13 protein-coding genes are annotated in these 18,576 nt (G+C 65.9%); 6 read left to right on the top strand and 7 right to left on the bottom strand.

Translation table 11 applies throughout. The annotated features are described in order from the left end of the window. Positions 1–36 precede the first annotated feature (36 nt). The gene (locus tag ACIHA7_RS26765) at positions 37–2,199 is read right to left on the bottom strand and encodes a bifunctional serine/threonine-protein kinase/ABC transporter substrate-binding protein (RefSeq protein ID WP_397293671.1); all 2,163 of its coding nucleotides are present in this window, start codon (positions 2,197–2,199) and stop codon (positions 37–39) included. A 363-nt stretch (positions 2,200–2,562) separates the two neighbouring features. Here ACIHA7_RS26765 and ACIHA7_RS26760 point away from each other — a divergent pair, with 363 nt between their 5' ends. Next, a complete protein-coding gene (locus tag ACIHA7_RS26760; protein ID WP_397293670.1) occupies positions 2,563–3,405 on the top strand; it encodes an ADP-ribosylglycohydrolase family protein in 843 nt (280 codons plus the stop codon). A gap of 46 nt (positions 3,406–3,451) precedes the next feature. Here ACIHA7_RS26760 and ACIHA7_RS26755 read toward each other — a convergent pair whose 3' ends face one another. The 3 genes from ACIHA7_RS26755 to ACIHA7_RS26745 all read right to left on the bottom strand — a co-directional run bounded on the left by ACIHA7_RS26755 (position 3,452) and on the right by ACIHA7_RS26745 (position 8,681). Further along, positions 3,452–4,672, bottom strand: coding sequence for a cytochrome P450 (locus ACIHA7_RS26755; RefSeq protein WP_397293669.1), 1,221 nt, complete (start codon positions 4,670–4,672; stop codon positions 3,452–3,454). Between the two features lie 10 nt (positions 4,673–4,682). Beyond that, positions 4,683–5,951: a cytochrome P450 gene (locus ACIHA7_RS26750; protein ID WP_397293668.1), complete on the bottom strand. Its 1,269-nt coding sequence runs from the start codon at positions 5,949–5,951 to the stop codon at positions 4,683–4,685. A 291-nt stretch (positions 5,952–6,242) separates the two neighbouring features. Next, positions 6,243–8,681: a bifunctional serine/threonine-protein kinase/ABC transporter substrate-binding protein gene (locus tag ACIHA7_RS26745; protein ID WP_397293667.1), complete on the bottom strand. Its 2,439-nt coding sequence runs from the start codon at positions 8,679–8,681 to the stop codon at positions 6,243–6,245. Positions 8,682–8,962: 281 nt separating this feature from the next. Here ACIHA7_RS26745 and ACIHA7_RS26740 point away from each other — a divergent pair, with 281 nt between their 5' ends. Both ACIHA7_RS26740 and ACIHA7_RS26735 read left to right on the top strand, forming a co-directional pair. Beyond that, the gene (locus ACIHA7_RS26740; protein ID WP_397293666.1) at positions 8,963–9,448 is read left to right on the top strand and encodes a GNAT family N-acetyltransferase; all 486 of its coding nucleotides are present in this window, start codon (positions 8,963–8,965) and stop codon (positions 9,446–9,448) included. A gap of 31 nt (positions 9,449–9,479) precedes the next feature. Continuing rightward, entirely contained in the window at positions 9,480–10,118 is a 639-nt protein-coding gene (locus ACIHA7_RS26735) for a class I SAM-dependent methyltransferase (protein WP_397293665.1), read from the top strand. Positions 10,119–10,168: 50 nt separating this feature from the next. On the opposite strand, the gene ACIHA7_RS26730 is transcribed toward ACIHA7_RS26735, so the two are convergent. Then, the gene (locus ACIHA7_RS26730; RefSeq protein ID WP_397293871.1) at positions 10,169–11,536 is read right to left on the bottom strand and encodes a wax ester/triacylglycerol synthase domain-containing protein; all 1,368 of its coding nucleotides are present in this window, start codon (positions 11,534–11,536) and stop codon (positions 10,169–10,171) included. A 199-nt stretch (positions 11,537–11,735) separates the two neighbouring features. Between ACIHA7_RS26730 and ACIHA7_RS26725 the strand changes: the two genes are divergently transcribed. Beyond that, entirely contained in the window at positions 11,736–13,385 is a 1,650-nt protein-coding gene (locus tag ACIHA7_RS26725; RefSeq protein WP_397293664.1) for a cytochrome bc complex cytochrome b subunit, read from the top strand. On the opposite strand, the gene ACIHA7_RS26720 is transcribed toward ACIHA7_RS26725, so the two are convergent. Together ACIHA7_RS26720 and ACIHA7_RS26715 are read right to left on the bottom strand one after the other, a co-directional pair. Continuing rightward, on the bottom strand, positions 13,382–16,363 hold the full coding sequence (locus tag ACIHA7_RS26720) for a tetratricopeptide repeat protein (protein WP_397293663.1): 2,982 nt from the start codon (positions 16,361–16,363) through the stop codon (positions 13,382–13,384). The genes ACIHA7_RS26725 and ACIHA7_RS26720 overlap by 4 nt on opposite strands. Before the next feature lie 122 nt (positions 16,364–16,485). Then, positions 16,486–16,695 (bottom strand): DUF397 domain-containing protein, encoded by a 210-nt coding sequence (locus ACIHA7_RS26715; protein ID WP_397293662.1) that lies wholly within the window; start codon positions 16,693–16,695, stop codon positions 16,486–16,488. A 421-nt stretch (positions 16,696–17,116) separates the two neighbouring features. On the opposite strand from ACIHA7_RS26715, the gene ACIHA7_RS26710 reads away from it, so the two are divergent. Both ACIHA7_RS26710 and gluQRS read left to right on the top strand, forming a co-directional pair. Further along, the gene (locus ACIHA7_RS26710; protein WP_397293661.1) at positions 17,117–17,602 is read left to right on the top strand and encodes a DUF309 domain-containing protein; all 486 of its coding nucleotides are present in this window, start codon (positions 17,117–17,119) and stop codon (positions 17,600–17,602) included. A 48-nt stretch (positions 17,603–17,650) separates the two neighbouring features. Continuing rightward, a complete protein-coding gene (gluQRS, locus tag ACIHA7_RS26705; RefSeq protein WP_397293660.1) occupies positions 17,651–18,568 on the top strand; it encodes a tRNA glutamyl-Q(34) synthetase GluQRS in 918 nt (305 codons plus the stop codon). The last annotated feature ends 8 nt before the right edge of the window (positions 18,569–18,576 follow it).

Below are 18,576 nucleotides of genomic sequence, written 5' to 3'. Positions count from 1 at the left end.
GCTAAATCCGATCCAGGAGTTGAGGTTTCGGTGGGGTCAGCTGATGGTGTAGATCCAGATTCCGGGGGTCGTCAGTTGGCCGTTGTCCGACCAGCGGTAGCTACGGGCCAGGCCGGGGCCCTCGTAGCCGCGCAGGTAGGTCAGCAGGTCGGCGCGGGTCCGGTGACCTGCGGCGATGCCGTTCAGCGCGATAGTGGTGAGATCGTAGGCTTCCACCGCGTTCCAGCCCGCCCCTTGGCCGTTCAGGGCGCGGAAGTCGAAGTAGAACTTTCCGGCGACCGGACCGCACGAGCAGGTCAGCATCGCGCCTTGCGCCGAAACACCCGACTGGGCAACGAAATCCACGCTGAGCGCGCCTTCGGTGGCGACGAAAGGGGCGGTGATGCCGCCCTCTTTCAATTGCCGGGTCAAAGCGGCCGCTTCGGCGCTGTACCCGGAGTAGAGCACCGCGTCCGGATCGGCAGCGGCGACCTTGCCAACCACTGCGGCGAAGTCACGCTCACCCTGCTTGACCGCCACCCGGCAAGCTGGGTCGGCCGCGGCACCGAGGATGGCGACGACATCGTGCGCCATGCCCTTGCCGAAGCCGCTGTCATCGCGGACGACGCAGATCTTGCGGAAGTGGGCCGTGTCGAGCAGGTACTTGGCCACCGCACGGCGATACACGTCGTCGGTGGCCACGCCGCGGAAGAAGCTGCGCCATGCGGTGCTGGTCGGGTCGACGGGGGTGACTCCCGGAAAAAGGAACGGTAACCCCGCATCGCTGAAAATCCCGCCGGTGGAACGGATTTCAGACGACAACGGCCCGACCAAGGCGACGATCGACGGATCGTCCACGATCTGCCGCGCGACATCGGTAGCGGTGTGCGGGAACCCTCCGGTATCGAACTCGCGCACGGTGACTCGGCAGCCGGGGTTCGCCCTGGTGAACTGGTCTACGGCCAGCTTCACCCCACCGAGCAGTCCGCGGGCGGTTCCGGCATTGGTACCGGTGAGCGGCGCGGTGGACGCGATGGTCACCGGCTCGCAGGTGGCCTTGCCGTCGCCGGCCGGACTGGCCGCGGCACTCGGCCGAACCACCTCCTTGCCTTCGGCATCGATCTGCATCAGCGCCCGGAAGGGGGCGGGGCCGGTGGTGGTTCCCGGCGCGACGGCACCGGACCAGTCGATCGGCTGCTGCGCGATAGGTCCGGTGCGGGCGGTGGTGGCGGTCTTGGTCGTGGCACGGTCGGCCTTCGCCCACAGGAAGCCGGCCACCAGCACGATCACCACCCCGACCACCAGCCCACCGATACGCAGCGATCGCTTCGTGGGAGCACGCACATCTCGCTGCTGTGACACCGACTGTGGCAGAACCGGAACCTGTGCGGCAGTCAACGCTTGCTGCGCCGCGACCGCGAATTCCGTACAGGAGGCGAATCTTTCGTCGGGCTGCTTGGCCAGCGCCTTCGCCAGCACGGCGTCCACTTCGGACGGCAGTGTCTCCCGCAGGCTGCGCACCGACGGCGGCGCGTGCTGCAGGTGGCCCGCGATGATCGCCGCGGGACTGCCCGCCGCGAACGGCGACGAGCCCGTCAACAGCCAGAACAGGCTGCAGGCCAATGAGTATTGATCGGACCGGTGGTCGACCGGGGTGAACGACAGTTGCTCCGGCGACGCGTACGCCAGCGTCGCGGCGAGCGCGCCGGTTTCGGTGATTTGCCGGGACTCGTCCCGCAGTCGGGCGATACCGAAGTCGGTCAGCAGCACCCGCGCACCCTGCCCGGCGGCGGTGCGGGCCAGCAGGATGTTGGCAGGCTTCACATCGCGGTGCAGTACACCCATGGCGTGGGCGTAGTCGAGCGCTTTCGCCGTTTCGACGATGATCTCCGCCGCCCGCTCCGGTGGCACCGTGCGTGGGTCGATGTCGGCGGCGTCGACGCCGTCGACGTACTGCATGGAGATCCACAGCAGGCCCTCGTCGAAGCCGCGGTCATAGACCTGCACGATGTTCGGGTGGTCCAACCGCGCCACCAGCGCCGCCTCGCGCTCGAATCGGGCCCGAATCTCGTTGTCGGCATACAACTCCGGGTCGAGCAGTTTCAACGCGGTCAGTCGCGGCAGTCGCGGATGCTGCGCCAGGTACACCGCGCCCATGCCGCCGCGACCCAGCCGGCGCTTGATCACATACCCGGCGAAAACCTCACCAGCGCGCAGCATCCAGTCCCCTCAGGCTTCGAGTCCGCCGAACCGCTCGACCGAGTTCGATGCCGACCGCGGGTCGCACCGACGAGCGGTCAGCCGACCGCCAGATCGGTGGCGTATGCGTCGTCGCCCGTCGCACCAATACTAGCTTCGAGATCATCCGCCGGACTGGGGAATCGACTGTGGCTCTGGTGTAAGGTATGCGTCCGACAAGTCCCGAAACAGCCTGAAGTGCAAGAGAACTCGCTGGACAGCGGCGCTCGGCCGCATGTTCGGGTCGCGGTCTTCCCCATCGATGAGGCCTCGATCATCGCAGGTATCCGGGACGTTTCGCGCAGCCCTGACCGCAGGGCTGGCGGATCCACGGGAGGGGATCGCATGCTGGTCGAGTTGGCCGTGGGGGACGCGTACGGCGCCGGGTTCGAGTACGCGGATCCGGAGCTCGTCACCGAATACAACACGCTGGCCGGGTACATCCAACACCCGACGCATCTCGGCGTGCGCCCCGGCGCGTACACCGATGACACCCAAATGACCTTGGCGGTAGCGGAACTGCTGGTGTCGGACGAACCGTGGGAGCCGGCACGGCTGGCCGAGCACTTCGTGCAGGCGTATCACCGCGATCCGCGCGACGGGTACGCCACCCGGTTCCAGCAGTTCCTCGACACCGTGCACACCGGCGCCGACCTGCTGCGCCGCATCGACCCGGCCAGCGACAAGAGCGGGTCCGCGATGCGGGCCGGGCCGATCGGACTGCTGCCGACCGTCCGCGAGGTGATGCAGTATGCGGACGTGCAGGCGCGCGTCACCCACGACACTCCGGCCGGCGTAGCGGCGGCCCAGGCTGCCGCGCTCGCCGTGCACTACTGCCACCGGCAACTCGGGCCGGTGGCCGAGGTAACCCGCTGGATCGGCGATCGGCTCGATCCGAGCTGGACCGAGCCGTGGCACGGCACAGTCGGCGCCAAAGGCTGGATGAGTGTGCGCGCCGCGCTCACCGCACTCACATCGAGTCGCAGCCTGAGCCAAATCCTGCGCACCGCAGTCGCTTTCACCGGAGACGTGGACACCGTCGCGACCATCGCCCTGGCCGCCGGATCTCGTTCGCCGCAGATCGACCAGGATCTACCGGAGGAATTGGTGATCGGCCTCGAGAACGGCCCCTTCGGCCGCGATTATCTGCGCACCCTGGACGCACAGTTGCTGGCTACCTTCTCCTGATCGGTGAAGGTGGGGTGTCGTCGGGCGACACCCCAACGACAGCGACCTACTTCGTCAAATACACCGGCAGCTGCCGGTGCCCGTTGGAGACGAAGCTGCCGACCGGCTGCAACTCCGCCGGATCCACTGCCAACCTGAGGTCCGGGAAGCGCTCGAACAGGGCGGGGAGCGCGATCGCCGCTTCGAGCCGGGCCAGTGGGGCGCCGATGCAGTGGTGCGCGCCGTGCCCGAAGGAGAGATGGTCCTTGTTGGTGCGGTGCACGTCGAACTGGTCAGCGGTCGGACCGTGCAGGTTCGGGTCCCGTCCGGCGCCCGCGTAGGAGGCAAGAATGGCCTCCCCCTTGGGGATTCGGATATCGCCGATCTCGATGTCGTCGACGGCGTAGCGCAACGGCAGGTGCGCGACCGGCGCCTCGTAGCGCAGCGTCTCCTCCACCACATCCGACCAGGGCACCCGGCCCGCAACCACATCGGCGCGCTGCTCGGGGTGGGTCAACAGGGCGAAGATCGCCTGGTCCAGCAGGTTCACCGTGGTCTCGTGGCCCGCGTTGATGACAAGCATCAACGTGTCGACGAGTTCCTTCTCGGCCAGCTGCGCGCCGTCCTCATCCCGGGTGGCGATCAGCACGCTGGCCACGTCGTCACCGGGCGTTTCGCTGCGGTAGGCGACGAGTTCGCTGATCAGCCGGTACATCTCGACGTAGTTCGCCTGCGCCTGCTCGGGCGTGAACGAGGTATCGAAGAATCCGTCTACACATTTGTGAATGGCGGCGCCCAGATGTTGCGGCACACCCATCATCTCGGTGATCACCTGAATCGGCACCGGGTACGCGAAACCCGCACGCAGGTCCACTGGTTCACCCGGCAGGGTGGCCGACAGCGCGTTCAGCAGATTCTCGGTGATCGCCTCGATCCGCGGCCGCAGCGCCGTGGTGCGACGGTGCGTGAACGCGGGCGAGACCAATTTGCGGAGTCGTCGATGATCGGCGCCGTAGGCGGTGAACATGTTGTCCACCGCGACCCAGGGCAGCAGCGGCCAGGCTTCGGTGATCTCACCGTTGATGAACGCCGACCAGTGTTGCCGTGGGTCTTTGGACACGCGCGGGTCGGCAAGGAGGCTCTTGAGCACGGCGGCATCGGTGGCCGACCACGCGGGCACGCCGCCGGGTAACTCCACCAGGGCGACGGGCCCGCGCGCACGGATGCGCGCGGACTCGCCTTGGATGTCGGCACCGGTCGTATCCAGCACAATCGGTTCATGCTCCATCGGACGCTCCTTACATCATGTTCAACGGAGGGGACTTGGGGAAGACGACCGGCAATGCCGCGACCGCGCGGTGGAACGGGCCTGGCCGCCAGGTCAATTCGTCCACATCCACGGCCAGCTCCATTTCGGGCAGCGCGTCGAGCAGCTGATCGATGGCGTCCTGCACGATCAGATAGGCGACGGACTTGGCCGGGCAGGCATGCGGCCCGGCGGCCCACGCCAGGTGCGAGCGGTTTCCGGTGCGATCCCCGCCGCGGATCTCCGGATCGTTGTTGCAGCCCGCGAGGCTGATCAGCACCGGCTGGTGCGCGGGCAGCCAGTTGTTGTCGATCAGGATCGGCTGACGCGGGTAGGAGGTGCAGAAGTTCGCCATCGGCGGGTCGTTGAACAGGACCTCGTCGAGTGCGTCGCGGGTGGACATGCTGCCGCCGAGGACGTCACCACCGAAGCGGTCGTCGGTAACCATCAGCAGCAGGGTGTTGATGATCAGGTTCTGCTGCGGTTCGATGCCCGCGCCGTAGAAACTGATCAGCTGGCAGAGCATTTCGGTGTCGTCCAGGCCGGCCGGGTGGTGCGCTAGTCGGGAGGTGACGTCGTCGCCGGGGTCCGCGCGCCGCAGGCCGATCAGTTCCAGCAGTGCCTCGCTGAGCATCTGCATGCCCTGGGCGGCGTTGACGGTGTCGAACAGCGCGGCCATACCGGTGGCGACCCGCTGCCCCAATTCGGCCGAGCAGCCGACCATTTGGTTCAGCACCTCGAAGACCAGGGGGAACGCGTACTGGGTCACCAGGTCGGCGGAGCCTTCCTCGCAGAAGGTGTTGATCAGCGGGACGGCGATCTGCTCGACGGTGGAATGCAGGGCGTGCAGGTCGATTCCGTCGATGGCGGCAGTGTAGGCCTGCCGATAGCGCGCGTGTGCGGCGCCGCTGTTGCGCAATGCGTTCGGGTACCACTCCATCATCGGCTTGATGGGTGAGTCGTCCGGGATTTGCTGCTGCCAGGTCCGCGGGTCCGCCGGAAAGTGCTCGGGGTCGTTGAGGATGCGCAATGCCGTCTGGTAGCCGACCACCAGGGTGGCGGGCACGCCGGGAGCCAGCTCGATCGGCACCAGCGAGCCGTACCGCCTGCGCATGTCGGCATAGGCGCGATGCGGGTCGGCGGCGAACTCCGCGGTGTGCAGGCGCACGCGGGGGCCATCGGTATCGATCGGCGCGCCGTGCTGGACGGGGCAGACCCCGGGTGCGGCGGTATCGGACACGGAGAAGGGTGGCGTGGTCAAAGACGAGACTCCAGACGGTGTGAGCGCGGGCACGTGCCTCGGTCACGTGCGTCACAAAAGGTCGGCGGTGTATCGGGCGTCAATCGACCATAGGTGACCACGGTGACGGGGTGCACGTCGAGGACCGGAACGCTGTGCGGCGACCGCAGATTCACCGTGCCCCCCTCACAGTCCCTGCAGGACACGTGATTTCGGCGAGCGAATCCTGGCTGTCCTGGCAGCCGTCCGGAACATGACGGCGCACCCACGGTAGCAGCATTGCGACAAAGTCTCTCTCGATGCAGCAACGGGTCAATCGACCTTGTAGAGCCAGGTATGGGGAGCGGCGAGTTCGCCGGTGGCGGACCAGCGGTAGGTGCGGGCGAGGCCGGTGCCGTCGTAACCGCGCAGGTAGTCGACCAGGTCGGCGCGGTTCGTGCGGCCGGCGGCGATGCCGGCCAAGACGATCGTCGTGAGGTCGTAGGCTTCGGCGGAGCTCGGACCTGGCGCGTGGCCGTTGCGAGCCTGGTAGTCACTGGCGAACTGGGCGACGACCGGGCCGCACGAGCAGGACAGGATAGCCGCGGCAGCCGAATCACCGGCCTGGGTTATGAAATCCGGGGTGACCGTGCTTTCCGCGGAGACGAAGGGAGCGGTCACCCCTGCTCGTCTCAGCTGCTGGAGCAGCACGGCCGCCTCCTCGTAGAAGCCGGCGTAGAAGATCGCGTCCGGCGCCGCGGCGACGACATCGGCTGCCAGCGTTGCGAAGTCACGGTCTCCCCGTGCGATGTCCCCCGCACAGTTCGGGTCGACCGCGGAACCCAGGCTGGAGACGGCGCTGCCTGCCAGGCTACTGCCGTAACCGGCCTTGTCCTTGATGACACAGATCTTGCGGAAGCGAGCCGTGTTGACCAGATACTTCGCCAGGGCGGTGCCTTGGGCGTCGTCGGCGGCCAAACCCCGGAAGAACGTGCGCCACCCGTTGGTGGCCAGGGCGAGATCGGTGGCCGACGGGGTCAGGAACGGTAGCCCCGCGCCGTCGAAAATCCCTCCAGCGGCCTGGGTTTCGGCGGAGAAGACCGGACCGATCAACGCGACGATCGACGGATCGTTCACGATTTGCGCGGCCACCCCCGCGGCCGCCTGCGCGCCACCCACCATATCGAATTCACGCAGTGCGACCGGACATTCGGGGTTCGCCTTCGTGAACTGATCGATGGCCAGCTTTACACCGCCATCGGCACTGCGACCTGCGCCCGCGTCCGGACCGGTGAAAACAGCCGTCGTAGCAATGGTTACGGGCGCACACCTCGCCCTACCATCACCTGCCGGAGCACTGGCGGCAGCAGGTTTACCCACTTCCTTACCGAGCGCGTCGATCTGAGTCAGCGGCTCGACGCCTCGCGGCGCACCAGCGATACCCGGGGCAACGGCACCCGACCAATCGATCGTCCGCGGCGCACCCAGCCCGGACGACGCCGGACTATTGGAAGACGATCCCGCATTCGACCAGAGGATCCCCGCCACAATCACGGCGACGGCAACGACCGCCACCCCCGCGAACCCGGCATTGCGCGCGGACCGACCGGGACGCCGTTCGACCGCAGTCTCCAACGCACTCTCGCTCGCTCCTGCCGGCTCATGCTGGTCCGCCGCCGGTGCGATGCGCTCGCTGAACTCCGATCCACGGACCGACTCGGCTCGCTCCTCCTGCCGCGTGCGTTCGCCGGATGCCAGGCGCTGTCTCGGATCGGCTGAATCCTCCTGCCGCGGCTGGTCGCCCGGCACCAGTTCCTGGGCACCCTCGCTCAGGTTCGCTTGCGGCCCACCCGGAGGTACCCACGGCTGCGGCACGGTAGGTGGTGCGTGGCCGGTCGACGGTTTGTTCTCCTGGCTGGGTTTCGAGCAGGCCACTCCCCCGGTTGCCCCGGTCAACGCTCGGCGCGCTGCGGCGGCGAGTTCCGAACAGGAGTCGAATCGTTCGGCGGGCCGCTTGGCCAGGGCCTTTGCCAGTACCGCGTCCATGGCGGGCGGCAGATCGGGGTTGCGTATCGGGGGTGGCGGCTGGTGGAGGTGACCTGCGATTATCGCCGCGGGATTATCGGCGGCGAAGGGCGCGGTGCCGGACAGCAGCCAGAAGAGGGTGCAGGCCAGGGCGTACTGATCGGCGCGGTGGTCGACGGTGCCGGCGGACAGCTGTTCCGGCGAGGCGTAGGCCAGGGTGGCGGCGAACATTCCGGTCCGGGTGAGCTGATGTGCGTCATCGCGCAGGCGGGCGATGCCGAAGTCGGTCAACAGGACTCGTTCGCCCTGGCCCGCGGTCGGGCGGGCCAGCAGGATGTTGGCCGGTTTCACGTCGCGGTGCAGAACGCCGACGGCGTGCGCGTAGTCGAGGGCTTTGGCCGTCTCGGCGACGATGTCCACTGCGCGTTGCGGCTCCAGCGTGCGCGGATCGAGGGCTCCGGCGTCGATGCCGTCGACGTATTGCATCGAGATCCACCGGACGCCGTCGTCGACGCCGCGGTCGTACACCGCGACGATGTTCGGGTGGTCCAATCGGGCGACCAGCTCCGCCTCCCGTTCGAACCGGGCTCGCATCTCGTCGTTGGTATGCAGCTCCGTGCTGAGCAGCTTCAACGCGATCCGCCGAGGTAAGCGCGGATGCCGCGCCAGATATACCGACCCCATCCCGCCTTGACCCAGCCGGCGCTCGATCACGTATCCGGCGAAAACCTCACCAGCGCGCAGCATCCCGCCCTCTCAGACGTCGACTCACCGACCACAGCCGCTCGATCAATGCGCTGCCGATTCCGAGCTGGATCGCGCACCTGCGCGGTCAGGTCGACCGCCCCGGTTCGACCGTACCGGTCGTTCGGCCATCGTAACCTGCGCATTTGCCATGAAGGGCGGCCGGAATGCGCTGGCTCCGACGCGCTGGAAGCAGGCCGTCATGCCACCCGGCACGGTGACTTCCTGCTACCACGGCGGAATTCCGTTGACCAGCGTGTGGCCGGTCGACCAGGCTCGATGCTGTGCACAGGAATACGGAGCCGGTTCGGCTGGAGCCGCTGACGGAAGCCAACCTCGGGTTGCTGCTCGACGCGGCCGTCGCCGATGCGGATCCGCTGGAAGTGATGCCGCCGGTGGACGGTGAGCCGGGCTGGAATGCGGCCAGCAGGCAGGCCTTTCTCGATTTTCATCGCGGGCGGGCGCTGCGGGCGGAAAGCCCCGTGGAGTACACGTATCTGATCGCGGTGGGTGATCGGATCGTGGGCGCCGCCCGGTTGGAGCCTGGCGATGATGGACTCGAGGCGGGGGTATGGATCGGCCGCTCGGATCGCGGGCATGGGGTGGGCCGCGCCGTTGCCGAACAGCTACGGGCCGTCGCCGCGGAGATCGGCGCACACCAAGTCGTGGCCACCACCACCGTCGACAACTCGGCGGCGCGCAAGCTGCTCGGGTCGGCGACATCGACGGTCGACGGCGGCACGGTCACGGCGAAGCTGGCGCTGGACTGATGCGCGGAAAGCCTATGGCAGAGTGGGATTGATGGCCGGACTCGATTGGGATCACAACAGCTTCTACCACCGGTTTCTCGTGCGACAGCTGCCGAAGCCGTGCGCGCGGGTGCTGGATGTCGGCTGTGGGGCAGGCGCTTTCGCGGCCGAACTGGCACGGCACGCCGATCAGGTCGATGCCCTCGATCGGTCGCCGGTGATGATCGACGCCGCGAAGCAGGCGACCCCCGACAACGTCACCTGCATCTTGGGCGACGTCCTCGAGCACCCGCTGCCCGCGAACTCCTACGACGCGATCGTGTCGATCAGCACGCTGCACCACATGCCGCTCGACGAGGCGTTGCCGGTGTTGGCCGCGGCGCTGCGGCCCGGCGGGGTACTCGCGGTCATCGCGCTGCCGCGCGCCGATCTCCTTCGGGAGCTCCCGGTCGAACTCTTGGCGGCGGTCGGTCAACGGGTATTCGCGCTCGGCTTCGCGGTGCTCCGCACACTCGGTCGCGGCGACTGGTACGCGAAGGGACCGAACCACGGTGACATGCCGGTGGTGCTGGATCCGCCGCTGACCACTCGTCAGGTGCGGGAGCAAGCGGCCGCGCTGCTGCCGGGAGCACGAGTTCGGCGGCTCCTCTACTGGCGCTACGCACTGGTGTGGCACAAGCCGGGCAGTTAGCACTGCTCGCGACCGAAGTGATCCACAGGGCGAATTATGCTGTGGTGCAATCACTTCAAGTTGAGCACTGTTTTCGACAATGCGGCGCGCAGCAGCTCGGCGTAAGCGTCGATATCCGGCAGGATGTCGGCATCGGCATGCAGCGAGATCGTGACGGTATCGCCGAGTCCGTGCACGCCGTGGGTGAGCCGCATGACCGCACCGACGGCCGGAAACCCACCGGTGAAACGGACCGGACCACCGCCGAAGGTGAGATCCGCCGGCCCGCGGTGGACACTGGAGACGACGGTGTGACCGGCGATGGAATCGGGCACCGTATCGAGGGGGTAGCGGGCGATGTCACGGCGGAGCAGCGGCGCGGGAACGACAGCGGTGACCCGATCCTGCGCCAGCAGCAGCGGATGCTGTGCCCGCCTGCGACGGTCGGCCAGCGTCGCGGCGATCTTGTCGGCCCGACGACGGAGCTCGGGCTCCTCGATGAACAGGTCGACGCTTAGGCTGCGATAGTTGTTGCGCGCGTGCGATATATCGGCATCGAGCGCCATCGGCACCTGCGCGCCGAGCCGCTCGATCGGTGCGCCGCGCCCTTCGAGATAGCGGGTGAGCGCGAGGGATACGGCGGTCAGGACGACCACCGTCACGGTCCGTCCCGGAACGCGCAATGCCGTTGCCTCGCAGACGAGCATCCGCACCTGATGGGCCGAGTCCGCCGCGGGTCCGGCCCGGTTGATCAGGCTTGCCGGGAAGTCGGGGCCGGGCGGTGGCAGTTCGCCCGCCGCGGTGAGCTCGGCGAGTTCCCGCTGCGCCCGAAAGGCTCGATACCCACGAATTACCGTCCTGATCAGCCGAATCGGCAGCTGCGGCAAGGCAAGCGCCACGGCAACCGGTGGCCGCTCGACGATCCTGTCCCCCACCGACCGGGCCCGCGTCACCGCTGTAGGGACGGAGGGCACCGGAGAATCCGCGAACAACGCTCGCGCTATCCGAGCAGCACCTCGACCATCGGCGAGTGCGTGCGACATCTGCAGCACCACGATCAGCGCGGGCCCCGACTGATTTCCAGGCGCGTCGGCGATGCCACGGAACACATGCAACCGCCACGGCCGCACCGCCGCATCAACGCCGGTTCCGACCACCGCACCGACCGCCGCCTGCACGTGCGCCCAATCCGGCTCCGCCAGTACATGTTCGACGAATTGATCGTCGGTGAACTCACACGGCACCCACGACGGATAGTCGAGATCTCCCGGCACGGCACGCGCCGTGAGCCGCAGATCGGGAATGCGCGCGCTCCGCTCGGCGACGAAGGCACGCAGTTCGGCGGACGGCCGCCCACTGTCGGCGAAGCAATACAGCAGGAACAAATCGTTGCGGGTGCGGCTCGACAGCCAGTACATCGTCGCGTCCTGCGCCGCCATCGAGCTCACCCTCCGACAGTATCGAACCTGGCAGCACCCCCGGTGCCCGGCGCCGGACGACGACCTGTCCCCACTCACCGCGAACCGTGAATGATCTTGATCTGCAAGTGAATCGGCGAAAATCTATCGATTACGACTCGGCTACCTGCTACCGTCTGTAGTAGAACGCATACCACTCTCCAGGGGCGGGGTGTCGACCATGGCAACTCAACTCGGTCGCAAGGTCAGCGCGCAGGCGAACTCCGCCGACGAGCGATATCAGGCCGCCAATTTCCTCAAGCGGTCGATCAACAAGGTCTTCCCGACGCACTGGTCGTTCCTGCTCGGTGAGATCGCGCTGTACAGCTTCGTCATCCTGTTGCTCTCCGGTGTGTACCTGACCCTGTTCTTCGACCCATCCATGGCCGAGGTCGTCTACAACGGCTCCTACCAGCCGTTACGCGGCGTGACCATGTCGCGCGCGTACGAGACGGCGCTGAACATCTCGTTCGAGGTGCGCGGCGGACTCTTCGTCCGGCAGGTCCACCACTGGGCCGCACTACTTTTCGCGGCGTCGATCATCGTGCACCTGTTCCGGGTGTTCTTCACCGGCGCGTTCCGCAAGCCGCGCGAGGCGAACTGGGTGATCGGCGCGCTGCTGCTGATCCTGGCCATGTTCGAGGGCTACTTCGGCTACTCGCTGCCCGACGATCTGCTGTCCGGCACCGGCCTGCGGGCGGCGTTCTCGTCCATCACCCTCGGCATGCCGATCATCGGCACCTGGCTGCACTGGCTGATGTTCGGCGGCGACTATCCGGGCACCATCATCATTCCGCGCCTGTTCATCGCGCACGTGCTGCTGTTCCCCGGCATCATGCTCGCGCTGATCGCGGCCCATATCGCGCTGGTCTGGTATCAGAAGCACACCCAGTTCCCCGGTCCGGGTCGTACCGAGAAGAACGTGGTCGGCGCGCGCATCGTGCCGGTGTTCTCGCTGGACCAGGGCGCGTTCTTCGCGTTCACCCTCGGCATCCTCGCGCTCATGGGCGGTCTGTTGCAGATCAACCCGATCTGGAACATGGGTCCCTACAACCCTTCTCAGGTGTCCGCGGGTTCGCAGCCGGACTTCTACATGATGTGGACCGACGGCATGATGCGCCTCATGCCGCCATGGGAGCTGTACCTTGGCCGCTATACCGTGCCCGGTCCGGTGTGGGGCGCGCTGATCATGGGCCTGGTGTTCACGGTGCTGATCGCCTATCCGTGGATCGAGAAGCGGCTCACCGGCGACGTCGCGCATCACAACCTGTTGCAGCGGCCACGGGACGTGCCGGTGCGCACCGCGATCGGCGCGATGTCGATCGCGTTCTATGTCGTGCTCACACTGTCCTGCGTGAACGACATCGTCGCCTACAAGTTCGATATTTCGCTCAACGCGACGACCTGGATGGGCCGGATCGGCATCCTGGTCGTGCCGCCGCTGGCCTACTTCGCGGCCTACCGGATCTGCCTGGGCCTGCAGCGCTCCGATCGGGAGGTGCTGGCACACGGCGTGGAGACCGGAGTGGTCCGGCGGCTACCGCACGGCGAGTACATCGAGATCCACCAGCCGCTCGGCCCCGTGGACGAGCACGGCCACCCGATCCCGCTGCCGTACCAGGGCGCGCCGGTGCCGAAGAAGATGAACCAGCTCGGTGCGGCGGGCAAGCCGGGCACCGGCAGCTTCTTCCGGCCCGATCCATGGCAGGAGTCCGAGCGCAATCACGAGGCCGACCACCAGGAGGAGCGTCGGCAGCTCGCGGTACTACGGAAATATCAGGAACGCAACAACGGCTCGCACCGTAACAGCCCGCCGCCTACGTCTGCCTAATCAGAAGACGGCGAGACTTGTTTTGCCTTCCAATGCGCTAGCTGTTCCTCGGTTGCAATGACGTCGGGATGATCCGGCCCTACCAACCGCAGCCGGTCGGCTAGCAACTCTGCGAAACCTACGACTGCTCCCGCCACATCTCCATTCAGTCCACGCCACGAGGCCAGGTTGTGGCGTGCACGGAGTGTGTCGGGATGGTCGGGTCCCTGAATCCGTAGCCGATCTGCAAGTAGTTCCTTATACCCAGATACAGCACCCGCCAGGTCGCCGCCTGCGCCGCGCCATGCGGCGAGATTGCCCCGGGCTGCGAGAGTATCGAGGTGGTCCGGTCCGATAAGACGCGGAAGATCACTCAGCAGCGACTCGAACTCACGCACAGCCTCCTCGAGATGTCCTTCGTGCGCACGCAAGTTCGCGAGGTTCTGACGGGTGTTCAGAGTGAGCGTCGCGTCAGCTCCAAGTACCCGAACGCAGTCGGCGAGCGCCAGTTCCAATCCCTGAATCGCTCCAGCCCGATCCCCGCTCGCCCCCCGCCAGTACGACAGATTGCGCCGAGTTGCCAGAGTATCCAGATCATCTGGCCCTAACACCCTCAAACTGTCCGCCAGCAATTGCTCATACTCGGCTACCGCCGCGATAGCGTCTCCGCTCTCGCCTCGCCAGTCCGCCAGGTCGTCACGGACATCGAGCGTATCCGGGTGGTCCGGTCCCAAGACCCGTACGCAATCAGCGAGAAGGCACTCGAATTCTCGAACCGCCCCGCGCGGATCGCCACTACTGCCACGCCAATGCGCCAAGCTGCCTCGGATGAGGAAGACCTCCACATCATCAGGACCGTTCACGCTTACGCAGTCGTGGAGCAGGCGCTCAAAACTGGTCACAGCTGCGTTCAGTTCGCCGGTTTCACCTAACCAATGAGCGAGATGGAACTGTGCTGTACGGCAATCCGGATGTACCGAGCCGAGGGTTTCCACGAAGAGCGGAAGCCAAGCGGCCCACAAGTCTCGGTTGTCTGCCGCCCGGACAGTCTCCGAAGCCGCAAGCAGTTGCACGGCCGCTGCAGAATCTCCATAGGCCAAATGGTGGCGCACACCAGCTGCCCGGGCGTATTCGGCCGTACGGTCTCCGTCCACACTCAAAATCGCGGTGGAGATCGCATGATGGGCTTCGACAACAGAAACCCCGATTCGGGTGGCTTCATCCTGCGTGGGGGACACAAAATCTTGGTGCGCCATCCCCAACATCTCTTGCCGAGTCCCTGAGTTGCCTCGGCTGATCAACGCCCCAAGCGCCACCACAACGTCGCGAACTTCCCTGATGGACAAGTGATGGCCAAGCACGACTACAGCGTCGCGCAACAGCTCGATGGGCATTATCGGACCGGACCCCGCGGCCGCCAAAACAGCTAGCGCTGCCGCCACAGAATCGATCGGCGCTGGGGCGGCTGTGCCGAACACGCACCGGATTCGCTCCTTGACCAATGCGTTCAGACCACCGTCGGCCGCAGCCTTACAGGCTCGGGCATCTGTTATCTCTGTCAGCAACCGGGCGAGCAGCCAACCTCCCGCTTCCGACTGTCGCAGCAACTGGCCGACACATTGCTCCCACTCTGAGTCGCTCGTTGGCCCGCGACTCGCGACTGCCCTGGCAAGCTCTCCAACGGTGGGCGGAGACAGCTCGATGCGATGCACCCCTGCAAATGCAGCGAGCTCATCGATACCTGTGCCTGAACGAATCCCAACGATGACTCTGACATGTGTCAGATCAGAACGACTCGCCAGGTCCACGACCGCACTTACGATCAGCTTCCTGACGCCGGACTCAGCTTGATCAATGCCGTCGACCACGAGATTGATCGGTTCCCATGTTGATTCGAGCCGTGCGAGCGGCGTGAGTACCAACAGATCGAACAGCTCAGCAGTGGAAACATCTCCACCGGCATCGGCGACGGCCGTAGCGATGGGCGCGAAGCCGTCCACCCGACGACACAGTTGATCGGACAACTCTCGCGCCAGCGATTCGATCGAGCTGGCTGATGAGACAAACGCCGCTGCGGCGATGTACTCGGACGTGAACCGTGCTCGCGCCAGGAGGTTAGGCCGGATCAGCAACGACATAAGCGTGGACTTGCCGGAGCCGGCCGGACCGACCACCACACGCAACCGGCTGGAATTGTCGTTCAAGACCTCTGCGAGCCGCTGTCGCAATGTTTCGGTGATCAATAAACTACTGGTGAGCTGGTCTACGAAACCCGCTGTGGGCCTACCCCACACGGCGTCGTCGCGTCGCGCCGCGTTGGGGACCAACCACAAGCCTGGATCGCCGCCATGAGCGATGCCCAGATGCCCGGGTACCTGACGCGTGCACTCGACTTCCAACGGATCGAGCAAATCTACAGGCATGAGATTCTCCCCTCGCAGCGGCAAGCCTTGATCGAAGACCGCCAACGTGGTCCGGGTGAAGCACCCCCCATACGCAGCATCACTACCAGTCGCTATCAGCAGTTCGATCCGCCGCGCTGCCAACTCGATTCGATCGGTCAAATGCCGGGCTGCACCGCTCAGACTCTCCTGCGTCTCACAGGCATCGATCAGCACGATCAACCCATCAAGGGCGTGCCTATCCAGCTGTTCGCTGATCACTTGGATGACGTGAAGGGCGGTATCCGACTCCGGGTGTTGAGGAGAGTCATGCGCAAGCAGAAAAAAGTTGCCGCTCCCCGTCGCCACGCCATGGCCGACAAAGCTGATTAGCAACGCGGCCTGCCGCCGGGCAGCAAGGGCGAACGCAGCTTTGACTTCCGCTACCAACTCCCGTGTCGTCGGGTTCAGGAGCGGCCCGTCATCTGGTCGAGCAGAGGTCCAGTCACCCAACGTAGTCAACCGCGAATGAAGATCGGTGGCCAACTGCAATGGAAAGCCCAACTCACCAAGCGCTTTACACTCGGACCCGACAACGAGCGCAAGCCTCCCACCCATACTGCGAAGATACCGGACGGGCACCCGACTGACTTCCGGATCGAACCGAATCAGTGTTCGAAACATGAACAACGCGGCTACCTCGAGCCGCAACCGACTCGAGGTATGTGCGGTCGGGTAGTTCAGATGTGCTTGAAGGTTCCTGCCAATATCTCGCCAAGGAACGCGTCCCACTCGTGTGACGTGAAGGCGAGCACCGGGCCACGTCTTTGCGCTTTGGTGTCCCGAACAGCCACATTGCCTTCGCTGAGGAAGGCTACTTCTACACAGGCTCCGTCGGGTCCGCTAAAGGTACTCTTACGCCAAACAGCGTCCGTCAGATCAACTTTCACGGCACTAGCTCCTTTGCATGCGTCGAGAACGAGAATTTGCCTGACATGATTCCGCTCGCACCGAGCACTCACAGGGGCCACCGCATGCGTTGCATATCAGTGTTAGCACGCGGTTCCACGGTGCGACATCATCACCCTGCACCACCAGGTGCAAACACCCACCTTTGAGGACTGCCCCCGCAACACAGACCTTAGCAGGTCTATTGAAAGTTTGCCCGGCTCTTAGCTATTAGGCCATCGCAAATGCCAAGGTTGCGAAGAAAAAATGTTGCGGAAATATTGCCCACCGGCACAGGCCATTCCTCTGATCGGTCGTCTGCAAACGTTAAGGCCTATGTGATTGCTCCGTGATCCGTCAACATTTCCACCTTCGGACACTGGCACATCGACGCCATCGCCGGGGCAGGGCATCATGGAAGTCATGGTTGACCGCGATCGCGACGACGCAGGTCGCGCCCTCAACTCACGTCCGCGTGACCGATTGGGCCGTCCGCTTCCCCCCGGCAGTGTCGGAGTTGCCCGAATTCCCGACGATCTGGACCTGCCGCCACAGCAAACCCTCACCTTCGCTCAGCAACTGCTGGACGATGGTTTGGCATTCAACGCGCACGAGGTATTAGAGGCAGCCTGGAAGAACGGCCCGTTCGCCGAACGGATGCTGTGGCAGGCGCTTGCCCAGCTCGCTGTCGGTATCACCCACATCCAGCGCGGTAATGCCAAGGGCGCGCGCACACTGCTCGCCCGCGCGATCACCCGGCTGACCGAGTTTCACCCGGCGGACGACGCGGAGGTGCCCTACGGCATCGACCGAGCGGGTCTGATCGCACACGCGCGAGCACTGCTCGACGCCTTGGACGCGGGCACCCCGATCGCACCGACGGAGCTGACGCCGCGCCTGCGTGGCTGATATCTACGATGGGGACCGTGTCCACGTCATCCTGTACCGGCCGGGCCCATGCCTGAGCCGGGTGCGGGCCGGTACGCGCCGAGCCCCTCCGGGGACCTGCACGTCGGAAATCTGCGCACGGCACTGCTCGCGTGGGCGTTCGCCCGCTCGACCGGGCGGCGCTTCCTGATCCGGGTCGAGGATCTCGATCGCGTCCGCCCCGGCGCCGAGCAGCGCCAGCTCGACGATCTGGCCGCGATCGGGGTCGACTGGGATGGCCCGGTGGTCCGGCAGTCCGAGCGGTTGCCGTATTACCAGGCCGCCATCGACCGGCTCACCGCCGCCGGGCTGACCTACGAATGCTTCTGCACGCGAAGGGAAATCCAACAGGCGGCCACGGCGCCGCACGGCCCGCTCGGCGCCTACCCCGGCACCTGCCGCACCCTGACCCAGCAGGCGCGCAGCAGGTTTCGCGACGAAGGTCGCCCGGCCGCGCTGCGCTTACGCGCGGCGGCAACCGAATTCGAGATCGTCGACGAGCTGCACGGCCGCTACCGCGCCCCGGTGGACGATGTGGTGCTGCGGCGCGGGGACGGCATTCCCGCCTACAACCTCGCGGTGGTGGTCGACGACGCGGCGCAGGGCATCGACCAGGTGGTGCGCGGCGACGACCTGTTGCCGTCCACGCCACGGCAGGCTTATCTCGCTACTCTGCTCGACTTGCCGGTGCCGCACTACGCCCACGTTCCGCTGGTACTCAACGCCGAAGGGCAACGCCTGGCCAAGCGCGACGGTGCGGTCACGCTGTCCGATCAACGCGAGCTCGGCAACACGCCCGACCAGGTAGTGGCCGCGCTGGCCCGATCACTGGGCTACGCGGCAACCTCGTCGGCGGAGCTCCTCGACAGTTTCGACCCGGCACATCTGCCACACGAACCGTGGATACTCGACGGGAATGGGTTGTTGCAACGCAGTCGATGTCCGTAACGTACGCA

Origin of the sequence: Nocardia sp. NPDC052316 (assembly GCF_044547795.1) — a bacterium.
Classification (GTDB): domain Bacteria; phylum Actinomycetota; class Actinomycetes; order Mycobacteriales; family Mycobacteriaceae; genus Nocardia.
The sequence above is the reverse complement of the archived record's forward strand: the minus strand, read 5'-3'. Positions and strand labels throughout refer to the sequence as shown.